Source organism: Variovorax sp. Varisp46 (assembly GCF_059491885.1).
This window is the reverse complement of record NZ_CP168515.1, coordinates 1766339-1787523: the sequence shown is the minus strand read 5'-3', so window position 1 is coordinate 1787523 and position 21185 is coordinate 1766339. Positions and strand designations below refer to the sequence as shown.

The 21185-nt window shown below is 68.5% G+C and carries 18 protein-coding genes; 2 read left to right on the top strand and 16 right to left on the bottom strand.

Annotated elements, in window-relative coordinates:
* Nucleotides 1-4 precede the first annotated feature (4 nt).
* The gene (gene cobT / locus ACEN9N_RS08400) at nt 5-1045 is read right to left on the bottom strand and encodes a nicotinate-nucleotide--dimethylbenzimidazole phosphoribosyltransferase (RefSeq protein WP_495655854.1); all 1041 of its coding nucleotides are present in this window, start codon (nt 1043-1045) and stop codon (nt 5-7) included.
* On the bottom strand, nt 1042-2502 hold the full coding sequence (locus ACEN9N_RS08395) for a cobyric acid synthase (protein ID WP_413313898.1): 1461 nt from the start codon (nt 2500-2502) through the stop codon (nt 1042-1044). Before ACEN9N_RS08395 ends, cobT begins: the two co-directional genes overlap by 4 nt.
* A 167-nt stretch (nt 2503-2669) precedes the next feature.
* Between ACEN9N_RS08395 and ACEN9N_RS08390 the strand changes: the two genes are divergently transcribed.
* On the top strand, nt 2670-2903 hold the full coding sequence (locus tag ACEN9N_RS08390) for a hypothetical protein (protein ID WP_007837044.1): 234 nt from the start codon (nt 2670-2672) through the stop codon (nt 2901-2903).
* A gap of 64 nt (nt 2904-2967) precedes the next feature.
* Here the strand turns inward: ACEN9N_RS08390 and ACEN9N_RS08385 are convergent, their stop codons facing one another.
* The 4 genes from ACEN9N_RS08385 to ACEN9N_RS08370 all read right to left on the bottom strand — a co-directional run bounded on the left by ACEN9N_RS08385 (nt 2968) and on the right by ACEN9N_RS08370 (nt 10189).
* Nucleotides 2968-4461, bottom strand: a complete 1494-nt coding sequence (locus ACEN9N_RS08385) for an efflux transporter outer membrane subunit (RefSeq protein ID WP_413313897.1) — start codon at nt 4459-4461, stop codon at nt 2968-2970.
* Nucleotides 4462-4476: 15 nt separating this feature from the next.
* Complete coding sequence (locus tag ACEN9N_RS08380; RefSeq protein WP_413313896.1) at nt 4477-7740, bottom strand: efflux RND transporter permease subunit; 3264 nt, start codon at nt 7738-7740, stop codon at nt 4477-4479.
* Between the two features lie 166 nt (nt 7741-7906).
* Complete coding sequence (locus ACEN9N_RS08375) at nt 7907-9157, bottom strand: efflux RND transporter periplasmic adaptor subunit (protein ID WP_007837049.1); 1251 nt, start codon at nt 9155-9157, stop codon at nt 7907-7909.
* Between the two features lie 147 nt (nt 9158-9304).
* Nucleotides 9305-10189, bottom strand: coding sequence for an alpha/beta hydrolase (locus ACEN9N_RS08370; RefSeq protein WP_007837053.1), 885 nt, complete (start codon nt 10187-10189; stop codon nt 9305-9307).
* 183 nt (nt 10190-10372) lie between these two features.
* Between ACEN9N_RS08370 and ACEN9N_RS08365 the strand changes: the two genes are divergently transcribed.
* Complete coding sequence (locus tag ACEN9N_RS08365) at nt 10373-11287, top strand: LysR family transcriptional regulator (protein ID WP_495655853.1); 915 nt, start codon at nt 10373-10375, stop codon at nt 11285-11287.
* Between the two features lie 6 nt (nt 11288-11293).
* Here ACEN9N_RS08365 and ACEN9N_RS08360 read toward each other — a convergent pair whose 3' ends face one another.
* Genes ACEN9N_RS08360 through bluB form a run of 10 tightly spaced genes read right to left on the bottom strand, consistent with a single transcriptional unit; the run spans nt 11294 to nt 20974 of the window.
* Nucleotides 11294-11755, bottom strand: coding sequence for an OsmC family protein (locus ACEN9N_RS08360; protein ID WP_495655852.1), 462 nt, complete (start codon nt 11753-11755; stop codon nt 11294-11296).
* A 26-nt stretch (nt 11756-11781) separates the two neighbouring features.
* Complete coding sequence (locus ACEN9N_RS08355; protein ID WP_495655851.1) at nt 11782-12333, bottom strand: GNAT family N-acetyltransferase; 552 nt, start codon at nt 12331-12333, stop codon at nt 11782-11784.
* A gap of 44 nt (nt 12334-12377) precedes the next feature.
* Complete coding sequence (locus ACEN9N_RS08350) at nt 12378-13106, bottom strand: LrgB family protein (RefSeq protein WP_495655850.1); 729 nt, start codon at nt 13104-13106, stop codon at nt 12378-12380.
* On the bottom strand, nt 13103-13456 hold the full coding sequence (locus ACEN9N_RS08345; protein WP_495655849.1) for a CidA/LrgA family protein: 354 nt from the start codon (nt 13454-13456) through the stop codon (nt 13103-13105). The genes ACEN9N_RS08350 and ACEN9N_RS08345 overlap by 4 nt, the downstream gene beginning before the upstream one ends.
* Nucleotides 13457-13478: 22 nt before the next feature.
* Nucleotides 13479-14468, bottom strand: a complete 990-nt coding sequence (locus tag ACEN9N_RS08340) for an aminotransferase class I/II-fold pyridoxal phosphate-dependent enzyme (protein ID WP_495655848.1) — start codon at nt 14466-14468, stop codon at nt 13479-13481.
* Nucleotides 14465-15439: an adenosylcobinamide-phosphate synthase CbiB gene (gene cbiB, locus ACEN9N_RS08335; RefSeq protein WP_478178714.1), complete on the bottom strand. Its 975-nt coding sequence runs from the start codon at nt 15437-15439 to the stop codon at nt 14465-14467. Before cbiB ends, ACEN9N_RS08340 begins: the two co-directional genes overlap by 4 nt.
* Before the next feature lie 21 nt (nt 15440-15460).
* A complete protein-coding gene (cobN, locus tag ACEN9N_RS08330) occupies nt 15461-19465 on the bottom strand; it encodes a cobaltochelatase subunit CobN (RefSeq protein ID WP_495655847.1) in 4005 nt (1334 codons plus the stop codon).
* Nucleotides 19462-19818, bottom strand: a complete 357-nt coding sequence (locus ACEN9N_RS08325) for a DUF2149 domain-containing protein (RefSeq protein WP_007837075.1) — start codon at nt 19816-19818, stop codon at nt 19462-19464. The genes cobN and ACEN9N_RS08325 overlap by 4 nt, the downstream gene beginning before the upstream one ends.
* On the bottom strand, nt 19815-20288 hold the full coding sequence (locus tag ACEN9N_RS08320) for a MotA/TolQ/ExbB proton channel family protein (protein WP_495655846.1): 474 nt from the start codon (nt 20286-20288) through the stop codon (nt 19815-19817). Before ACEN9N_RS08320 ends, ACEN9N_RS08325 begins: the two co-directional genes overlap by 4 nt.
* The gene (bluB, locus tag ACEN9N_RS08315; protein ID WP_495655845.1) at nt 20288-20974 is read right to left on the bottom strand and encodes a 5,6-dimethylbenzimidazole synthase; all 687 of its coding nucleotides are present in this window, start codon (nt 20972-20974) and stop codon (nt 20288-20290) included. Before bluB ends, ACEN9N_RS08320 begins: the two co-directional genes overlap by 1 nt.
* Nucleotides 20975-21185: the final 211 nt, after the last annotated feature.

Genomic DNA, 21185 nt, shown 5'->3' with positions numbered 1-21185 from the left:
CTCTTCAGCTGTCCTTGCGCGACACGCCGGCCGACTCGAAGCTCGCCATCTCGCGCAGGATGCGGCAGGCCGATTCGAGCAGCGGCCAGGCCAGCGCCCCGCCCGAGCCTTCGCCCAGGCGCAGTTCGAGCTTGAGCAGCGGCTCCAGCCCCAGCCGCTCCAGCAGCAGCACGTGGCCGGGTTCGGCCGAGCAATGCGCGGCCACGCAGCGCTGCACCACGTGCGGCTGCAGCGCCTGCGCCACCAGCACCGCTGCGCTGGCGATGAAGCCGTCTACCACGATCACGCGCCGCTCCTCGGCCGCCTGCAGCACCGCGCCGACCAGCGTAGCCACCTCGAAGCCACCGAAGGCGGCCAGCGCGTCCAGAGGCGCGGTCGCGCCCGCGTGCAGCGCCAGCACCTGCCGCAACACATCGCGCTTGCGCGCCAGCCCGGCCGCATCGAGGCCGGTGCCGGCACCGGTGCAGGCGTCGATGTCCAACCCGCCCAGCCGCGAGAGCAGCAGCGCGGCAGACGAACTGTTGCCGATGCCCATCTCGCCGAGCAGCAACGCATTGCCCGGCAGCACGCGCACCACCTCGCGCCCGTTGGCGATGGCCTGGGCGCACTGCGCGGCCGTCATGGCCGGGCCCTGCGAAGCGTCTGCCGTACCTTCGGCGATCCGGCGCGACACCAGCCCCGGGGCCGCCGGGCAGTCGCGCCGCACGCCGCAGTCGACCACCGTCAGTGCCAGCCCGTGCTGGCGCGCCAGCACGCTCACGGCCGCGCCGCCGGCGAGGAAGTTCTCGACCATCTGCCAGGTCACGTCGCTCGGGTACGCCGAGACGCCGCGCGCCGCCAATCCGTGGTCGCCCGCGCAGACCAGCATCTGCGGGGCTTCGAGCTCCGGGCTTTCGGTGCCGAGGATGGTGCCGATGCGCAGCGCCAGCGCCTCGAGCCGGCCCAGCGAGCCGAGCGGCTTGGTCTTGTTGTCGAGCGCGCTCTGCAGGCGGGCGGCGAGCGCGGTGTCGGTGATGTCGGAAATGGTGGGAATGGTTTCGGTCATGCAATCAGTCCGGCGAGCACGCCGGCGTCGAAGTGGGTATCGATGAAGTCGGCCAGGCCGTCGAAGGTGGCGTCGAGCGTGGGCACGGAGGCACCGAACAGCGCGTGCAGCGCGCGCGGGTCCTCGAACAGGCCGTGAAGATAGATGCCGAGCACGTTGCCGCGCGCGTTCTGCCAGGCCAGTCCGTCGGGCATCACGGCCTGGCCGTCCTGCGCCATCTGCGGGTGTGCGGCGGTCTGGCCATGGTGGATCTCGTAGCCGGCGACGGGCACGTCCGACAGCGCGGCCCAGACACCGCTCAGCTCGCCGAAGGTCCCGGTGCGATGCCGCACCGTCTTCTCGCGCGCGAACACCGTCACCAGCGGCAGCAGGCCCAGTCCCGGCGCATTGCCGTCGATGCCGTGCGGATCGACCAGCGCCTCTCCCAGCATCTGCAGTCCGCCGCAGATGCCCAGCACCGCGCCGCCGCGTTCGGCATGCGCGGCCACGGCGCTGTCCAGCCCCTGGGCGCGCAGCCAGGCCAGGTCGCCGCTGGTGTGCTTGGAGCCGGGCAGCACGATCCAGTCGGCGCCGGCCACGTCGGCCGGCGTACGGGCCCAGACCAGCCGCACGCCGGGCACGTTCTTCAGCGCCTGGAATTCGTCGAGGTTGCTGATGCGCGGGTATGCCACGACCGCGACCGTGCGCGTCACGGTGCCGCTCGCACGGCTGCGGTCATCGAATACGCCGTCCTCCTCGGGCAAGCCGTGCTGCCACCACATCGGCAGCGTGGCCACGGTGGGCACGCCGGTCAGTTCCTGCAGTTGCTGCGGCGCAGGCGCGAGCAGCGAGGCATCGCCGCGGAACTTGTTGAGCACGAAGCCGCGCAGCAGCGCGCGGTCGGCCTCGGGCAGCAGCGCCCAGGTGCCGTACAGATGGGCAAAGGCGCCTCCGCGGTCGATGTCGGTCGTGAGCAGGCAGCGCGCCTGCGCGTGCCGGGCGATGCGCATGTTGACGATGTCGCTGGCCATCAGGTTGATCTCGGCCGGCGAACCCGCGCCTTCGATCACCACCACGTCGTTTCCGGCGCGCAGTTCGTCGAGCGCCTGCGCGATCTGCGGCCAGACGCGCTCGCTGCGGCCGCGCCAGGGCAAGCCCGAGAGTTCGTCATTCACCTGCCCCATCAGCACCACCTGGCTGTGGGTGTCGCGCTCGGGCTTGAGCAGCAGCGGGTTCATGCGCACCCCGGGCACGGCATTGGCGGCCAGGGCCTGGAAATATTGGGCGCTGCCGATCTCGCCGCCGTCGACCACGCGGGCGTTGTTGCTCATGTTCTGCGCCTTGAAAGGCGCCACCTTCAGGCCCTGCCGCGCATACCAGCGGCACAGCGCCGTGGCCAGCCAGCTCTTGCCGGCGCCGCTGGTGGTGCCCAGGACCATGACGCAACGCGCCGGCCCGCTTTTCGCCTTTGAACTCATCGGCGAATTGTCGTTGAGCGCCACACAGGTCCGGGAAAGGCCAAATGGAAGCGACGAAATGCGACATCTTTCACATCACCGGGCATTGCAAATACATCCGGTGCATCAAACAGTAGCATTTTTTGCGTACACCAGATGCCACCACACCGCATTGCACCCGGGAACCCATGCCAGCCTTGAATGATTTGGCGCTAACCGTCGAGGAACGCGAGCCGGGCCAGTTCTTCTGGATCCTGCTCGAAGCCCACCATGGCGACGCCGTCTCCGAAACCTTCGACTACCGGGTCTACCGGACAGCGTCGAGGCCGCAGGCCAGCTATTCAAACGCCCTGGCCGTGGGCGCGGTGGAGCTGCAAAAAATAAGCGCCGCCGCGAATCCAGCCGGCAAGAAAACCGACTGAATCCACGGCGGCGCAAGACCGCCTTGCGGCGCTCAGGCTTTCAATTTCAATCCTTGATCGCGATTCAGCGCACGGCCACGGCCGTCCGTGCCGGGACAGCCGCGACCGGCGCCGGCGCTTCCCAGCCGCCGCCGATGGCGCGGATCAGCCCCACCGCCGCCTGGTACTGTGCCGACTTCACCTGCAGTGCCTGCCGGCGGTTGCGCAATTCGCTGCGGCGCGCGTCCAGCAGGTCGAGCTGGCTGACGTAGCCGTTGCGATAGCGCGTGTCCGACAGGCTGGTGGCGCGCTGGGCCGATGTCACGGCCTGTGCCTGCACGACCGACTGCTCCTGCAGGATGCGGATGGCGGCCAGTTGGTCTTCGACTTCCTGAAACGCCACCAGCACCTGCGTGCGGTAGCTCGCGAGCGCACCGTCGAGCTGGGCATTGGCGCCCTGCACGCCGGCCTCGCGGCGGCCGCCGTCGAAGATCGGCAGCGACAGCAGCGCGCCCACGCCCCACGAGCGCGCCGACCACTTGAAGAGGTCGCCGATCTCGGGCGAGGCATAGCCGGCGGCGCCGGTCAGCGAGATGTCCGGGAACCACGCGGCCTGCGCCACGCCCACGCGGGCCTGCGCGGCCAGCACAGCGCTCTGCGCGGCCGACACGTCGGGGCGACGGGTGAGCACCGTGGCGGGCACACCCGGCGGAATGGACGGGAGCGCCGTCGCCCACTCGTCGACGCGCAAGCCGAAGCTGGAAGCCGAATCGCCCACCAGCACCGCGAGCGCATGCTCCACCTGGGCGCGCTGGCGGTCGAGCGCGAGCGCATCCGACTCGGTGGACGACACCTCGGTCTGCACGCGCGCCACGTCGAGCTCGGCGATGTCGCCGGCCTGCTCGCGGCGCTGCGACAGGCGCAGCGTGTCGCGATACGCCTCGACCTGCTCGCGCACCAGGGCGCGCTCGGCATCGAGCGCGCGCAACTGCAGGTAGGTCTGCGCCACTTCGGCCTGCACGGCGAGGCGCGTGCTTTGCAGCAGCGCCTCGCGGCCGGCCGCATCGAGCTTGGCCGCATTGCTCGCGCCCGAGAGGCGGCCGAACAGGTCGACCTCGTACGAGAACGTGGCGCCGATGTTCGTCATCGTGGCTGGCCGGGTGCTGGCCGTGGCCTTGTCCAGGCCCGCGCCGCGGTTGGCGCCAGCGCCAAGGCCGATCTGCGGCAGGCGGTCGGCGTTGGCGCTGCGCGCCAGCGCGCGAGCCTCGGCCAGCCGAGCGGCCGCGGCCTGGATGTTGGTGTTGTTGACGTCGGCCTTCTCGATCAGTGCGTTGAGCGCCGGATCGTTGAACGCAAGCCACCAGTCGCCGCGCGGTTGCGCCTCGGAGGGCGCGGCCCGCGTGAAGCCGGCGGGCGGCGTCACCGCCTGGTCCTTGCCCTGCTCCTTGAACTGGGCGGTGGTCGTGATCTCGGGCAGGCCCGAGGGCGCGGTGGCACAGCCGGCGAGCACCAGGGCTGCCATCAGCGGCAGCAACGCGGTACGAAGCGGCTTCACCAGAGGTTGTACTGAAAATTTCATGATGCGCTTTCTCGATCAGTCGTCATGCGAAGAACGCGGCGATGCGGGCACCGGATGAAGGCCGCCACCACCGGCGCCGCCATGCGAAGCCGGATGCCCGGCCGACACGAAGTCGTCGCCATGCGGCACTTCGCCATGCAGCTTGAGTGGCCGGTTGCCCGCGAGGCGGCGCAGCAGCACGTAGAACACAGGCGTCAGGAACAGGCCGAAGGCTGTCACGCCGATCATCCCGGCGAACACCGCCACGCCCATGGCCTTGCGCATCTCCGAACCCGCGCCGGTGGACAGCACGAGGGGCAGCACGCCCATCACGAAGGCCAGCGAGGTCATGAGAATCGGGCGCAGGCGCAGGCGGCTTGCTTCGATGGCGGCCTGTATCGGTGTGCGGCCGGCAAATTCGAGCTCCCGGGCAAACTCCACGATAAGAATCGCGTTCTTCGCACTCAGCCCCACCAGCACGATCAACCCGATCTGCGTGAAGACGTTGTTGTCACCCCCCGATATCCATACGCCGGTCATCGCGGCCATGATGCCCATGGGCACGATCAGGATGATCGCGATCGGCAGCGTCAGGCTTTCGTACTGCGCAGCCAGCACCAGGAACACCAGCAGGATCGCCAGCGGGAACACCAGGAAGGCGGAGTTGCCGGCCAGGATTTCCTGGTAGGTCAGCTCGGTCCACTCGAAGCTCACGCCCTTGGGCAGCGTCTCGGCCGCGATCTTGGTGATCGCGTCCTGCGCCTGGCCCGAGGAGTAGCCCGGCGCCGGGCCGCCGTTGATGTCGGCGGCGAGGTAGCCGTTGTAGCGCATGGCGCGTTCCGGGCCGAAGGTCGAATTCACCTTCATCAGCGCGGCCAGCGGCACCATCTCGCCCGAGGTCGAGCGCACCTTCAGCAGGCCCACGTCTTCGGCACGGGCGCGGTAAGGCGCATCGGCCTGGACGCGCACGGAGTACGTGCGGCCGAACTTGTTGAAGTCGTTCGCATACAGGCTGCCAAGGTAGATCTGCATGGTGTCGAAGATGTCCGTCACGGGCACGCCGAGCTGGCGGGCCTTGGTGCGGTCGATGTCGGCGTACAGCTGCGGCACGTTGACCTGCCAGCTCGTGAACATGCCGGCCAGTTCGGGCGCCTGGTAAGCCTTGGCCATGAAGGCCTTCACTGCCGCGTCCATCTGGTCGTAGCCCACCGAGCCGCGGTCTTCCAGTTGCAGCTTGAAGCCGCCCGTGGTGCCCAGGCCCGCCACCGGCGGCGGCGGGAACATCACGATGAAGGCGTCCTGGATGCTCGAGAAGGCGCCGTTCAACTGGCCCGCCACCGCGCCGCCGCTCTGGTCGGCGCGCTTGCGCTGGTCGAAGGGCTTGAGCGTGGCGAACACGATGCCCGAGTTGGAGCTGTTGGTGAAGCCGTTGATCGACAGGCCCGGGAAGGCGATGGCGTCTTCCACGTTCGGGTTCTTCTTCATGATCTCGCCCATGCGCTGGATCACTTCGTCGGTGCGGTCGAGCGTGGCGCCGTCGGGCAGCTGAGCGAAGCCGATCAGGTATTGCTTGTCCTGCGCCGGCACGAAGCCGCCGGGCACCGCCTTGAAGAGGCCGAAGGTCACGGCGATGAGCGCGACGTAGATCGCGAGCATCAGCGCCTTGCGCGAGATCACGTTCTTCACGCCGCCGCTGTAGGCCTCGGAGCCGCGATGGAACAGCTTGTTGAAGCCGCGGAACAGCCAGCCGAAGGCCTTGTCCATGCCGCGCGTCAGTGCGTCCTTGGGAGCGTCATGGCCGCGCAGCAGCAGTGCAGCGAGCGCGGGCGACAGCGTCAGCGAGTTGATCGCCGAGATCACCGTCGAGATCGCAATCGTCACCGCGAACTGGCGGTAGAACTGGCCCGTGAGGCCGCTGATGAAAGCCAGCGGAACGAACACGGCCACCAGCACCAGCGCAATCGCGATGATGGGCCCGGACACTTCGCGCATCGCGCGATAGGTCGCCTCGCGCGGCGTGAGCCCCGCCTCGATGTTCCGCTCGACGTTCTCCACCACCACGATGGCGTCGTCCACCACGATGCCGATGGCCAGCACCAGCCCGAACAGGCTCAGCGCGTTGATCGAAAAGCCGAGGACGTGCAGCACCGCGAAGGTGCCGATCACCGACACCGGCACGGCCAGCAGCGGAATGATCGACGCGCGCCACGTCTGCAGGAACAGGATCACGACCAGCACCACCAGCATGATGGCTTCGAGCAGCGTGTGGATCACCGATTCGATGGACGCGCGCACGAACTGAGTCGGGTCGTAGGCGATGCGGTATTCCAGGCCCTCGGGCATGTTCTTGTTGAGCTCGGCCATCGTCTTGCGCACGTTGGACGAGATGTCGAGCGCATTGGAGCCCGGCGCCTGGAACACACCCATGCCGACGGCCGGGTCGTTGTTCAGCAGCGAGCGCAGCGAGTAGTCGGCGGCGCCCATCTCGAGGCGGCCGATGTCGCGAAGACGCGTGACGGCGCCGTCGGTGCCGCTCTTGACGATGATGTCGCCGAACTCTTCCTCGCTCTGCAGGCGACCTTGCGCATTGATCGACAGCTGCATGTCCACGCCCGACAGGCCCGGCGATGCGCCGACCACGCCGGCCGCGGCCTGCACGTTCTGGCCACGGATGGCAGCCACCACGTCGCTCGCCGAGAGGCCGCGCTGCGCGACCTTCTGCGGGTCGAGCCACACGCGCATGGAGTAGTCGCCGCCGCCGAAGATCTGCACCTGGCCCACGCCTTCGATGCGCGCCAGCGGGTCCTTCACGTTCAGCACCGCGTAGTTGCGCAGGTAGTTGATGTCGTAGCGATTGTTCGGCGAGACGAGGTGGACCACCATCGTCAGGTCGGGCGCGCTCTTGACGGTCGTGATGCCAAGCCGGCGCACTTCCTCGGGCAGACGCGGCTCGGCTTGCGAGACGCGGTTCTGCACGAGCTGCTGTGCCTTGTCGGGATCGGTGCCGAGGCGGAACGTCACGGTGAGCGTCAGCACGCCGTCGGTCGTTGCCTGGCTGCCCATGTAGAGCATGCCTTCGACGCCGTTGATCTGCTCTTCGAGCGGCGTGGCCACCGTTTCAGCAATCACCTTCGGGTTGGCACCGGGGTACTGGGCGCGCACCACCACCGAAGGCGGCGCGACTTCCGGGTACTCCGAGATCGGCAGCCCGCGCAGCGCGATCAGGCCGGCTATCAGCATCAATAGCGACAGCACGCCGGCAAAGATCGGCCGGTCGATGAAGAATTTTGAGAGATTCATGTTCGTTTACTCCACCGCGTCGTGCGCGGTCCACGCCGCATGCAGGCATGCGGCATCCAAGTGGCTCCCATTTCAGGAACACCGCGGAACCGGCTTTGCCGGGCCGCTGGTGTTGCCCCCGCGAGGGGGTTGGCGGCTACACGAAGTGAGCAAGCCTGGGGGTGGTTCAAGATTTGGCCGCTTCCGCGACACGTTCCGGTTGTTGTTGCTTGGGGTCGGCCTTGGCGTCCATGGTCACTTGCTTCGGCGCCACCAGCGCACCAGGGCGGATGTGCTGCAGGCCGTTGACCACGACCTTGTCGCCGGCCTTCAGACCCTTGCTCACGACACGCAGCCCGTTGATCGACGCACCGAGCGTGACTTCGCGGTAGACCGCCTTGTTGTCTTCGCCCACGACCATCACGAACTTCTTGTTCTGGTCAGTGCCGATGGCGCGTTCGCTCACGAGAAGCGCGGTGTCGTTGCGGGCCTGTCCCATGCGGATGCGGGCGAACTGGCCGGGGATGAGCGCGCCGTCCTTGTTGTCGAACGAAGCACGCACGCGCACCGTGCCGCTCTTGGCATCGACCTGGTTGTCGATCAGCTGCAGCTTGCCGGTGAAGGGCGTGCCGTCGAGGCCGGCGGTGCCCATCTGCACGGGAATGCTCTCGATCTGGCCTCGGGCGCTGGAGCCGCTCGGCAGGTCTTTCAGGGCTCGCGTGATGACCTGCTCGTCGGCGTCGAAGCTCGCGTAGATCGGGCTCACCGACACCAGCGTGGTCAGCACCGGCGCACCGGGGCCCGCGGCGACGAGGTTGCCCACCGTCACTTCGAGCTTGCCGATGCGGCCCGACACCGGCGCGCGCACCTGGGTGTAGCCCAGGCTCAGGCGCGCGGTCTGCAGTTGGGCCTGGGCGGCGCGCAGGTTGGCATTGGCTTCGCTGCCGGCATTCACACGCTCGTCGTACTCGCGCTGGGCAATGGCCTTGTCGTCCCACAGACGCTTGGCACGCTCCTGCTCGCTGCGGCTGAACGACTGGCGGGCCTGCGCGGAGGCCACTTGTGCTTCGGCGCGCTCGACCTCGGCCGCGTACGGGGCGGGATCGATGGTGATCAGCAGATCGCCCTGCTTCACCAATGCGCCTTCGCGAAAGTGCACCGACTGCACGGCGCCCGCGACGCGGGAGCGCACATCGACGCGCTGGACGGCTTCGAGCCGGCCCGAGAACTCGTCCCAGGCGTTGATCTCGCTCGACGCCACGGTGGCCACCGACACCGGGGTGGCCTGCGGCGCCGCCGGTGCGTTGTTGGCCTCGGCCTTGAAACTGTGCATGCCCAACACGGCGGCCGCCACGGCCAGCAATGCGGTAATGCCGGTCACGGCGGGCCACAGGCCCTTGCGGGCGACGGAAGACAGCTTTTTCTCGTTGTTCGACATGATGGTTCGTCCTTCTCGATGACTTCAGGGATGCAACAGGCCACCCCGGCGCTTTTGGCACCAGGCGGCGGAATTCAGAAAAAACAAGGCCCTCGCACGCTGCCGCGCTGGCGGCGTGTCGATCAGGCAGCCGGGATCGGCCGGGAACTAGCTGGGGTGGTTCGGCGCCGCACCCGGTGGCGTGGTCGCGCTGAAAAACTCGCGGAAGTGCTGCTGCACCGTGGCCTCACAGGCCACGCAACCCGTGTTCTCGGTGTCGTAGAGTGCCTTGGGCCAGTTGGAGGCACTGGGCAGCACGCTGCTCGTGACCTCGATGCCGGCGGCACGCAGGCGGCCGGCGAAGGTCAGCGCCTCGTCGCGCATGGCGTCGTCCTGGCCCACCAGCACCAGCGCAGGCGCCAGGGCCGACAGCCGCAGCGAACCGCTGGGCACCGCATAGGGATGGGTGGCGTTCGAGGGGCAGCTCAGGTACTTCTCCCAGCCGCTGGCCCAGCGGCATTCGGCCGCATCGCTGGTGGCCTTGCGCAACGAGGCGGTGCCGGCGCAGGGGTCGAGCATGGGCGACAGCAGGATCTGGCCGGCAACCGGCGGATGCGCCCGGTCGCGGGCGATCAGCGCCACCGCGGCCGCCAGGTTGCCGCCGGCTTCCTCGCCGGCCAAGTACACCTGCGCGCCTTTGCCGCCGAGCTTGGTGCGCTGCTTGTAAAGCCATTCGAGGGCGGCATAGCCCACCTCGATCGGCTCCGGGAACGGCGATTGGGGCGCCAGCGGATAGGCCACCGACACCACCACCGCCCCCGCGCCGGCCAGCAGCCGGGCCACGTTGCGGCCGTTGTCGAGATCGCCGCACACAAAGGTGCCGCCATGGAAATGCAGCACCAGCGGTGCGACTTCACCCTTGGCACGCTGGCCGTACACACGGGCACCGACCGGTTCGCGGCCGGGCAGCTCGATCGACAGATCGGCTTCCACGCCCTGTACCGCCGCACGGGCGGCGGCTTCGGCAGAGCGGGACGATGGAACGGGTGACATGGGCGACCTCAGGGAATTGGGCGATGGTTGAAATATAAGTCGCCCGGCGCAGCGTTGAAACAGGCAAGCCGGCCCTACTCTGTTTCCAAACCGATAACAATCGGGGCCACCCGCCAAGGGTTTGGCTGCTTGTGTGAGAATCCGCCTCCCCGGTGTGGGCCGGGTACCCAGAACAGGCATTCAATGGATCAAATCCAGGCCATGCGGATCTTCGTCCGCGTCGTGGAAGCCGGCACATTCACCCGTGCGGCGGACTCTCTCGCCCTGCCCAAAGGCACGGTCACCAAACAGATCCAGGCGCTCGAATCGCGCCTGCGCGTGAAGCTGCTCAACCGCACCACGCGGCGCGTCACGGTCACACCCGACGGCGCGGCCTACTTCGAGCGGGCCGCGCGCCTTCTCAACGACTTCGACGACATGGAAGCCAGCATGACGAATGCGCAGGCCAACCCCACGGGGCGGCTGCGCATCGACGTCGGCACCTCGGTGGCAAGGCAGATCATCCTGCCTGCGCTGGCCAGCTTCTGCGACCGCTATCCTGATATCCAGGTCGACCTGGGGGTGAGCGACCGCACCGTCGACCTGATCAGTGACAACGTCGACTGCGTGATCCGCGCCGGCGAGCTCAACGACCAGTCGCTGGTGGCGCGGCGCATCGGCACGCTGCACTTCGTCACCGTGGCATCGCCGGCGTACGTGAAGCGCTACGGCATGCCGCAGCACCCGAGCGACATCGAGAAGCGCCACCACGTGGTGAGCTACTTCTCGGGCACCACGCGGCGCGTTTACCCGCACGAGTTCAAGAAGGGCGACGAACAGATCGAGCTGAACGGGCCCTACCGCGTGTCGGTGAACGAGAGCAACGCGCACATCACCGCGGTGCTGGGCGGCTTCGGCATCTCGCAGTGCATCACCTTCATGGCCGAGCCGCTGCTGGAAAGCGGCGAGCTCATCGAGCTGCTGCCCGATTGGCATCGCGACCCGTTGCCGATCCACGTGGTGTACCCGCCCAACCGCCACCTGAGCGCGAAGGTGCGCGCGTTCGTGGATTGGGCGGCGGAGCTGTTCGCCAAGAATCCGCGGCTGCAGCGCCGCTGAATCGGACTACACCGGCTCGCAGCGCACCTCGGTCTTCACCGAGTTGGCGATGAAGCATTCTTCATGCGCCCGGTGGTGCATCTGCTCGATCTGCTCGCGCGTAGGAATGTTCTCGCCCGAGAACGCCACCGCCGGCCGCAGCGTGACCACCGTCATCGCCATTTTGCCGTCGGCGTTCTTCTCCATCACGCCAGTGGCCGCGTCGAAGTAGCGGTCGACGATGAACCTGCGCTTCACGGCCATCGTGAGAAACCACAGCATGTGGCAGTTGGAAAGCGAGGCGACGAACATCTCCTCCGGATCGACCGCCGACGCATCCGACATCGGCAGCGGCACCACGTGCGGGGACGACGAGGCCGCCACCTCCGCCCCGCCGTCGAAGCGCAGCACATGCCTGCGGCTGTAGGTGTTGCCGAGAAAGTCCTGATCGCCCCGCTCCCAGAGGATTTCCGCGGTGTACTGGGCCATGGGTCGTGCTCCTTGCTCGAAAGATTTCAGAGATGGATGAAGTAGCGGTACTTGATGAGGCTGCCCTGGCTGGGCAACGTGACGAAGGTCTCGGCCAGCATGCCGCCATGGGCCGCGATCACCTTCTGCGACGCGAAGTTGTCCGGGCTGGTCGTGATCTCGACGCGGCTCAGCCCCTCGCGCGCGGCCAGCGTCAGCATCGCGCCGAGCGCGCGCGTGGCGTAGCCCCTGCGCTGCTTCCACGGCACCACGTTGTAGCCGATGTGGCCCAGGCAGTAGATCGGCAAGGCGTCGGTGCCGGGCTGCCAGCGCAGGTCGATGCTGCCGCAAAACTCGCCGTCCCACATCCAGCACTTGTAGCCCGGCAGGCGCGGCACCTGCGTGCCGTCCGGCATGGTGATGGGCGCGCCCCTGGCCTCGCGGTCGACCAGGCTCGCGAGGAACAGGGCGGGGTCGGACTTGATCGCGGCGCGTTCCTCGGCGCCCGATTCGGGGCGCGTCTCATCGCGCGACCAGCCCCTGTTCAACGCCGAGACGTAGCCGGCCAGGTAAGGCCTCGCGGGCCAGACGAGCTCCATCGGCCGGGGATCGGTGACGGGACGGGATCGGTACAACGGCACCTTCACACTCCCATCAGCTTGACGACGAGCGGCACCAGCAGTGCGGTCGCGATGCCGTTGAGCCCCATGGCCAGCGCGGAGAATGCGCCCGCCGTCTCGTTCACCTGGATCGCCCGCGCCGTGCCGATGCCATGCGCGGCAAGGCCGACCGCGAACCCGCGAACCGCGGGCTCCCTGATGCGCAGCAGGTTCAGCAGCCCCGTCGCCATGATCGCGCCCGAGATGCCGGCAACGGCCGCGGCCACCGCCGCCAGCGAGGGCAGCCCGCCGATCTTCTCGGCCACGCCCATGGCGATGGGCATGGTGGCCGACTTGGGCGCGAGCGACATCATCAGCTCGTACGATCCGCCCAGCACCCACGCGATGCCAATGGCCGACACGATGGCCGCGACCGAGCCCACGAACAACGCCACGCCGATGGGCAGCCACAACCGCCGCAGCCGTCCGACCTGGCTGTAGAGCGGCACCGCCAGTGCCACGGTGGCGGGGCCGATCAGGAAGTGCACGAACTTCGCGCCTTCGAAATACGTGTCGTAGGGCGTGCGCGTGAGCAGCAGCACGCCGACGATGACGATCACCGAGACCAGCACCGGGTTGACCACCGGATTGCGTCCGCTGCGGGTGTGCAGCCACAGTGCGCCAAGATAGGCCAGCAGCGTGAGCGAAAGCCACAGCAGCGGCGACTGCGCGAGGAAGACCCAGATCTCGGAGAGCTTCGCGGGCGCTGTCATTCGGCGTCCTTGCCTGTGATGCGGATCATCCAGCGGAACGTGAGCGCGGTGACCGTCATGGTGAATGCCGCACCGGCGATGCCCGCCGCAAGGAAGGGCAGCCACTCGCGCCCCACGCGCTCGAAATGCAGCATGACGCCGGTCACGGCCGGGATGAACAACAGCATCAGGTTGCGCAGCAGGTGGCCCGAGGTGTCGGCCAGGACCTGTGGCACGCCGCGTCGCACCAGCAGGCCGGCGAACAGCAGCACCATGCCGATCAGCGGGCCGGGGATGGGCAGGCCGAGCCACTGCACGAGCAGTTCGCCGGCCAGTTGGCAGATAAAGAGCGCGGTGATGGCGTAGAGCATTTTTTCTCGCGGGTGTATGTGGTCAGGACGTGTTTGTCCAGGCCTGCTTCAGCGCCTGCTGGCTGGCCGGGGGCAATACGCCGAGGCGCACGTGGCCGGGAAGGCCGAAGGAGGTGCAGTCGCGCAGTTTGATGCCTTCGGTGCGCAGCGCGGCGGCCACGTCTGGGTACGGACGGTCGGTACGCGCGCAGAAGAAGTTGGCGTCGCTCGGGAGGCATTGCCAGCCGAGCGATTCGCAGACCGCGCGTTGTCGGTTTTTCCAGTCCCTCAGGGTCTGCAGGCTTTGGGCCAGCCAGCGTTGCGCTTCGTCGCCGGTCCAGGCCTCAAGCATCGCCACGCCGTGCGCGCCCAGCGGCCATGAAGGGGCCAGCCGTTCGATGCGTTGCACGAGGCTCGCATCGGCGTCTTCAGGGGCGATCGCGTAGGCGGCGCGGATGCCTGTCAGGCCCATGGCCTTGTTCGGTGTCCACAGCTGCCAGAGGCGGTCGCGCTGAGTGGCGTCGAGCGAAGCCTGGCCTTCGAGGCGCAACGGCTCATAGGCCAGGTCGAGCACACATGCGCCACCCGGGCTCGCAGCCAGCTGCGGCAGATCGGCTTGCGGCTGCCCCAGCGGGCTCGACGGTTCACAGCACCAGCGCAGCGCAGCGTCGGTGTACGCCTGAGGTGCGCGAATCGTTTGCAAAACCCAGGCCTGCGCCGCACGCTCATAGTCGCCATAGCTGTGCGCCGGCAGCCAGACGCAACGACCGCCGCCTTGTGCGACAGCGGCGCTGATGCGATGAATGAACTCGCTCGCGCTCGCCGCGATGACGATGCGTGCGGCCGTCACGCCATGAAAGGCCGCAAGCCTGCTTCGAAGCGCCGTGTACTGCGGGTCCGGATAGCGAGCGGCGTCGACGACGCGCAACGCGGACAACACGGCCGGGCACGCGCCCACGGCATTGCCATTGGTCGAGAAGTCGTGCGGCGCGGCACCGGATGCATCGGGGCCGCCGTGCAGGACCGCGCTCATACCCACCTCCAGCCGGTCGTTGCCGCGATGGCCAGCGACGCGAACACGCCCAGCGCTGCGGCGGCGCGTCCGCCCAGTTGCGCAGTGCGTTGCATATCCGCCGCCGAAGGCGCACGCCCCTCGGCATTCAGCGCATACACGCCCGGCTTGGCCAGCCGCACACCGAGCAGCAGCGCCATCGTCGCCATCGGCCAGCCGCTGTTGGGCGACGGCGTGCGTCGCGCCTCGCCGGACAGCCCCGTGGGCCAGCGCCACGCCGCCAGCGCCAGCAGCCCCACGGTGATGCGCGCCGGAATCCACGAGAGCAGATCGTCCGCGCGCGCGGCCCATTTGCCGAACCATGTCCAGTCGCGGCCGTTGCGCTCGCCGCGGTAGCCCCACATCGCATCGGCCGTGTTGGCGAAACGGTAGAGCGCCGCGCCCGGGAGGCCGAGCAGCACGAACCAGAACACCGGGGCCACGAGCGAGTCGTTGAGGTTTTCGGCGAGCGATTCGATGGCGCTTTCGCGCACTTCTCGCTCACTGAGCCGGGAGACATCGCGGCTCACCAGTCGTGCCAGTTGCTTGCGTCCGGCATCGATCGACACGCTCAACGCCGCCTCGACCGCGAGCACTTCGTCGCGCAGCATGCGCCAGGCGAAAAGCGGCTTGAGCAGCAGGCCGAGCAGCAACGCGCCGGCCCACGCGGGCAGCGACAGCGCGATGAATGCCTGCATGGCCATGGCGACACCCCACACGGCCGCCGCACCCACGCACCATGTCAGCGCGCCGATGAAGAACATCGGCAGATCCACCGGCTTCGCCTGGTACGCATGCGGTGCAACGCTCGAACCGACCCAGCCGAGGTAGCGCCCCATCCACACGACGGGATGCAGGCGTGCAGGCGGCTCGCCCAGCCAATGGTCGATGGCCAGCGCGAGCCACAGCGCGGCGGTGGCCACGATAGCGTGCTCGGGATTCAGATAGGGCATGAGAGCCGCCATTCTCGCGAATCAGGCAGGCGCCCTGCCCCGGCGCCACTGCATCAGCGCGCCGAGTGCGACAAGCAGTGCTGCGCCCAACGCGACCCAGAGCCGAAGCACGACTGTCTCGGCCTTGGGCGATGGCGCGTCGGCGGGCGTGGGTTCGAGCTTGAGGCCGCTGACGGGCTGGGGACTATCGGGTGCAGGCCCAGTCGCCGGTGTTTGCACCGGCGCCGACGCTGGTGCAGCCACGACCACGGGCTCGACCGGCGCGCTCGGCTTGTGCGAAGCTGCAGGCGGCGACAGCTCCGCCTGCGCGAACCGCTGCACACCCGCATTGCGCTCGCGCAGCCCGGTCGTGCGCACCGCCTCCTCATAGGCCCGCGCCAGCTCGCGCCGTGTGGCCGCATCCGGCTTCCAGTAATTCAGCCGCACCGCATCGAGCATGCGCTCCAGCGTCTGCGCGAAGGCTGCACGGTTGTCGCCTTCCAGCCATTCGCGCGTGCCCAGCTTGTATCTGTCGCGCACGTACACGTCGTGCAGCGACTGCCACTGGTCCTGCCGCACGGCCTGCGGCGCCGTGACCTGCCAGCCCCAGAGGAACTGCGCGGTCTTCAGCACCTGCAGCGTGCCGCTGTAGCCCTCGGCCTTCTGCGCCTCGACCCATTGCGGGTGCAGGTAGCGGGTCTGCATCTCGCGCGCGATGGCGCCTGCGGCCGTGTCGGTGCGCACCGCGCCGCTGTCGCGCAGGTTCTGCACGTACAGGGCCGGGTCCTTGCCGGTGAGCTGGCGCACCGCCTGCGCGATGCCGCCGAGGTACTGGAACGGATCGTCGTTGGTCAGCACGCCGTAGAGGTTGGAACTGCGCGCCATCAACGCCGCGTCGACCTGCATGAGATTGCCCGCATAGGCGCCAGGCCGCGCGGCGCCGTCGAGGCCCTTGCCGTAGGCGTGGCCCATGCGGTCCATGTAGAGCTGCGCCATCTGCGCGTCGCCGCCGCCGCGTTGCTGGCTCGCCCACACGTCGCTCGCAAGCGCGGCCTCCTCCAGCCCGGCGCCGTAGCTGCCCTGCTCGTTCGAGAACACGCGCGCCGTCGACCAGCGCTGCGCCTCTTGTGCTGTCGCGCCTTCCGCGCGGAGCTTGCGTGCCAGTGCCTCGCTGTGCTGCGCCACGGCGTTGCCCGATTCGTGCAGGGCCGCCACCTGCTGCACGGCCTCATCGAGCCAACGCATCGCGTTGGCAAACTGGTCGCGGTAGGAGCCGGTGACACTGATCAGCACATCGATGCGCGGCCGCTTCAGCACCGGCGCGGGAATCACCTCGATGCCCGCCATGCGCCCGCCCTCGTCCCAGCGCGGCTTCACGCCCATGGCGTAGAAGGCCTGGCTTTCCAGCACGCCCTGGTGGCGCGAGGCCTCGCCGGCCCAGAGCGTGAAGGCGATCTTTTCCGGCGGCTTGCCGGCATGGGACTTCGCGTGTTCGGCGATCCACGCGTCCATGGCGGCCACGCCCGTCTCCCACGCCGCGCGTGTCGGCATGCGGCTCGGGTCGAAGCCGTAGAGGTTGCGGCCGGTCGGCAGGCTGTCCGGATTGCGCACCGGGTCGCCGCCGTAGCTCGATTTCAGGTAGCGCCCATCGAGCGCGGTCAGCAGGCCTTCGATTTCCTCGTTGTGCGCGAGCACGGCGTCGAGCTTCTGCGCGCGCTCGGCCAGCAACAGAAGACTTTGCTTCCCGGCGACGGTCTTTCCCATGGCGCTCGCAGTCTGCGCATCGACAAGCGCAAGCTCGACCCAGCGCGTGGGGCGCGAATCGGCAATGCGCTTCGCATCGATCAGGAAGGCCTCGTCGATGTCTTCGCCGAGCGCCTCGACCAGCGGCTTGCCGAGAATCTGCAGGATGGTCATGCGGCGGCGCTGCGCATCGGGCGCCTGACCGAAGGTCGCGAGGCCCAACGGCTGCGCGGTCTGCGCGAGTTCGTCGAGGTACGGATGCAGCACGGCGACGAAACCCGCGAAGTCCGCGCGAATGCGCGCGGGCGTCCAGCCGAGGTCGCGGTCGTAGTGCTGTTCGACGAACTCGGCCGCCAGCTGCTTTTCCATCGCGGTCTTCACAGGGCCGGGCGACAGCGTTTCCCAGTCGTGCATACGCTCGTGCATTTCCTGCACGCCGGGCCGGAAGCCGGCGGGCGCGAACATCGGTGTCGAATGGCTCACCATCGTCGCGCGGCCGCGGCGCTTGGCGGTGGTGGCTTCGCCGAGGTTGTCCATGATGAACGGATAGACGTTCGGCAGATCGCCCAGCGCGAGCAGCGGATCGTCCTGCACCGACAGCCCGCGCTCCTTGCCCGCCGACCATTCGAGCGTGCCGTGCGTGCCCACGTGCACCACGGCGCCGGCGCCGAACTGCGTGCGCAGCCAGAGGTAGGTGGCGAGGTAGCTGTGGCTCAGCGGCACGGCCGAGCGGTGGTAGACCTGCTCGGCCTTGCCCGCCACCTGCGTGCCGGGCTCGAAGCGCGGCGGCTGACGCAGCACGACGACGTTGCCGAACTGGACGCGCGGAATCACGAAGGCCGGCTCGCCGGCAACGGGGCGCAGCATGGTCGATTTTTCGGGCGGGCCCCAGTAGGTTTCGATGCGGCGCTGCGTCTCCACGGGCAGCGCGCGAAACCAGGCGAGGTAGCGCGACAGCGGCATCGCGTCGGCAAGGTTCCTGTCGAGCAGCGGCTGCAGTTCGTCGCCCTGCCCCGTCGGGTAGTAGGCCTTCATCGCGGCCTGCACCTGCGCGATCAGCGCGTCGGCGCCCGGCTGCTCGGTGCGGTAGCCGGCCGACTTCATTGCCGCGAGCATGTTGCTCACGCTGCGCGGCACGTTGAGAAAGGACGCGCCGAAGTTCGCCTCGCCCGGCGGATAGTTGTAGACCAGCATCGCCACGCGGCGGTCCGCAGCCGGCGTGCGCTGCAGGCGCAGCAGCACGGCGGCCTTGTCGGCCACGGCGTCGATCTGCGCGGGCAGCGGCTGCAGCGTGCCGGCCGCGGCATCGCGGGCGCTGACGAGCATCGGGTCGGTCATGCCTGCCAGCTCGCTCGGGCTGTAGTACGCAGCGATGTCGGTTTGCGAGAGGCCGTCTTTGCTCTGCGCCCATTGCGCGGCATCCATCGCCAGCGAGGGCAGCGTCTGCAGGACCGGCACGCCGATGCGCTCGAGCTCGGCCTTGCGCTCGTTGGGGCTGAACACCAGCGAGGCATTGACGATCGCATCGGCCACGCGCCGTTCACCGGCGTGCGTCATGCGGAAGAACAGGTCTTTCTGCTGGCGCGGGCCGTAGAAGGCATAGGCGCGCATGCCACGCCGTTCGAGCGAGGCGATCAGCGCGTCGAGCCAGCCGGTGTCGTCGCCCGTCACGGTGGCGCTGTTGACGGCGATGGCGACCGTGCCGCTGCCGGGCAGCCGTTCGATGGCGGCGATCTCGGTTTCGATACGGGGCCAGGCCGGGTGATAGAGGCCGGCCAGCGGCAGCGGCACGGCATCGGGCAGGCCAGCGAGATTGCCGGGCTGCGCCAGTGCATTCATTGCCGCGTCGAGGTTGGCGGTACCGGCAAAGCGCCAGTACTCGCGCACCCGCTGCGCCCACGCCGCATCGACACCGCGTTCGGCCAGCAGCGGCGCGGCGGCGGAGGTCTGCCCCTTGGCCACCAGCGCGAACTCGCCGATCAGCACATACGGCGCGGCGCTCTGCGCAATCGTGTCGCCGAAGCGTGCAGCGGCAGCTTGCGCTACGCTGATATGCGGCGCATCGACGACGAGCAAACGCGCGCCTTCGAGCGCAGCGGCCAGCGTCCCGGGCGAGTCCTGCGACGCCGACACCACCTGCAGCGGCAGCCCCGCCTCGCGCGCCGCGGCCTGCAACCTCACCACGCGCGCCGGGGACACCAGCGACGTGCTCAGCACCACGACGCGGGAAGGAGCCTGCTGCGCCTGGGCCGGCGAAAAGACGCCCAGCCCCACCATCAACAACCAGAAGAGGAATCGCGTCACTTCCCGTCCTGCGCCGGCACCGCATCGGCCGGCACATAAACCATCGTGCCGTCCTTGAGCCGCCATGCCGTGCCGGCCTTCTCGCCGTCGCCCTGCCCCGTCGCGCCGCTGGCCTTGAAGCGCGTGATCTTGCGGCCCTCGCGCGTGACGATCTCCATGTTCGGCTGGCCTTCGTTGCGGATGATCGTCACCTTGTCCTGCGCGAAAGGGTTCATCGGGTTGTTGATGACCGCGATCATCAGCATGCCGATCACCACCATGAACACGTCGATCAGGTTGATGGTCGAGAGCACCGGGTCGTCGTCGTCGCTGTCCAGGCTGCTCAGTATGGAAAACTGGCGACGACTGCTCATGACAGCCGGTCCCGCGCGTCGAGCACCGTCACCAGCTCGCGCATGAGCCAGCGGCGGCGCACGGTGTAGACCACGAAGGCGATCGAGGCCGAGACCAGCGCCACGATCACGCTCGCGAACGCGGGCGCCAGGCTCTGCGCCACGCCCTGCGATTCGCCCGAGGCCACGGCCACGAGCGCGGGGCCCATCGGGATCATGGTGGCGATCAGCCCCAGCATCGGCGCCACGCGGCTGCACAGGCGCACGCCTTCGAGCTGCTTGAGCACGACCAGCTCCATCTGCTCCTGGCTGGCCTGCGCGTGGCGCTGCAGCACCAGCGCGCGCGACGGGTCGCGAAGCCGCTGCAGATACTCGATGCCGAACGCGCCGAGGCAGTACACGGCATAGACGAAAGACAGCAGCACGCCCAGCGTCACCGGCCAGAGGAACAGGCGCGCAAGCTCGAAGAGAACGGTATCGAAAGCCAGCATCAGATAGGCTCCACGGCAGGCGGTTGATCGAAAAGGTCCGAAGGCCGGCCCCAGCCTTCGTCGAACACCAGCGAAGCGAGCGGCTCGCGCTTCGCCCAGCGTTCGCGCTGCAACATCGGCTCTTCGTAGAAGCCGTGCACGGGGCCCAGGCACAGCAGCGCAATGGGCTCGGCGCCTTCGGGCAGGCCGAGCAGCACCGACACCTCGGCCGGATCGAACAGCGACACCCAGCCCATGCCCAGCCCCTCGGCACGCGCCGCGAGCCAGAGGTTCTGGATGGCGCACGAGGCCGAAGCCAGGTCCATCTGCGGCAGCGTGCGGCGGCCGAACACATGCTTCTCGCGGCCGTCGACCAGCGTCACCGCCAGCAGTTCGGCGGCGTCGAGCAGGCCCTGCACCTTGAGGCGCATGAATTCGTCTTCACGCTCGCCCAGGGCACGGGCCGTGAGCACGCGCTCCTGTTCGACGACGCGGTGCAATTCCTGGCGCAGCGCATCGCCGCGAATGCGAATGAAACGCCAGGGCTGCATGAAGCCGACGCTGGGCGCGTGGTGTGCCGCATCGAGCAGCCGACGCAGCACTTCGGGCTCGACCTGCCCGCCTGCGAAGTGGCGCATGTCGCGGCGTTCGTGGATAGCACGGTAGACGGCCTGCGTCTCATCCTTTGGGAAGGCGTGATGCGTCATTCGGGGTGCGTGCACAGGCCACCGGGTACTCCCCTCCGCGAATGTCCCCCGGCTTCGCCTCCTCCTTTATTTCGCTGCGGGGAGCACCCGGTGCCCTGTGCACGATGGGCGCTCTGCTCATGCCGGCAGTTCAACCGCTCTGCTGATCGATCACGCCGATGGGGTGCCTTGCGCAGCGAAATAAAGGAGGAGGCCGCAGGCCGGGGGACAT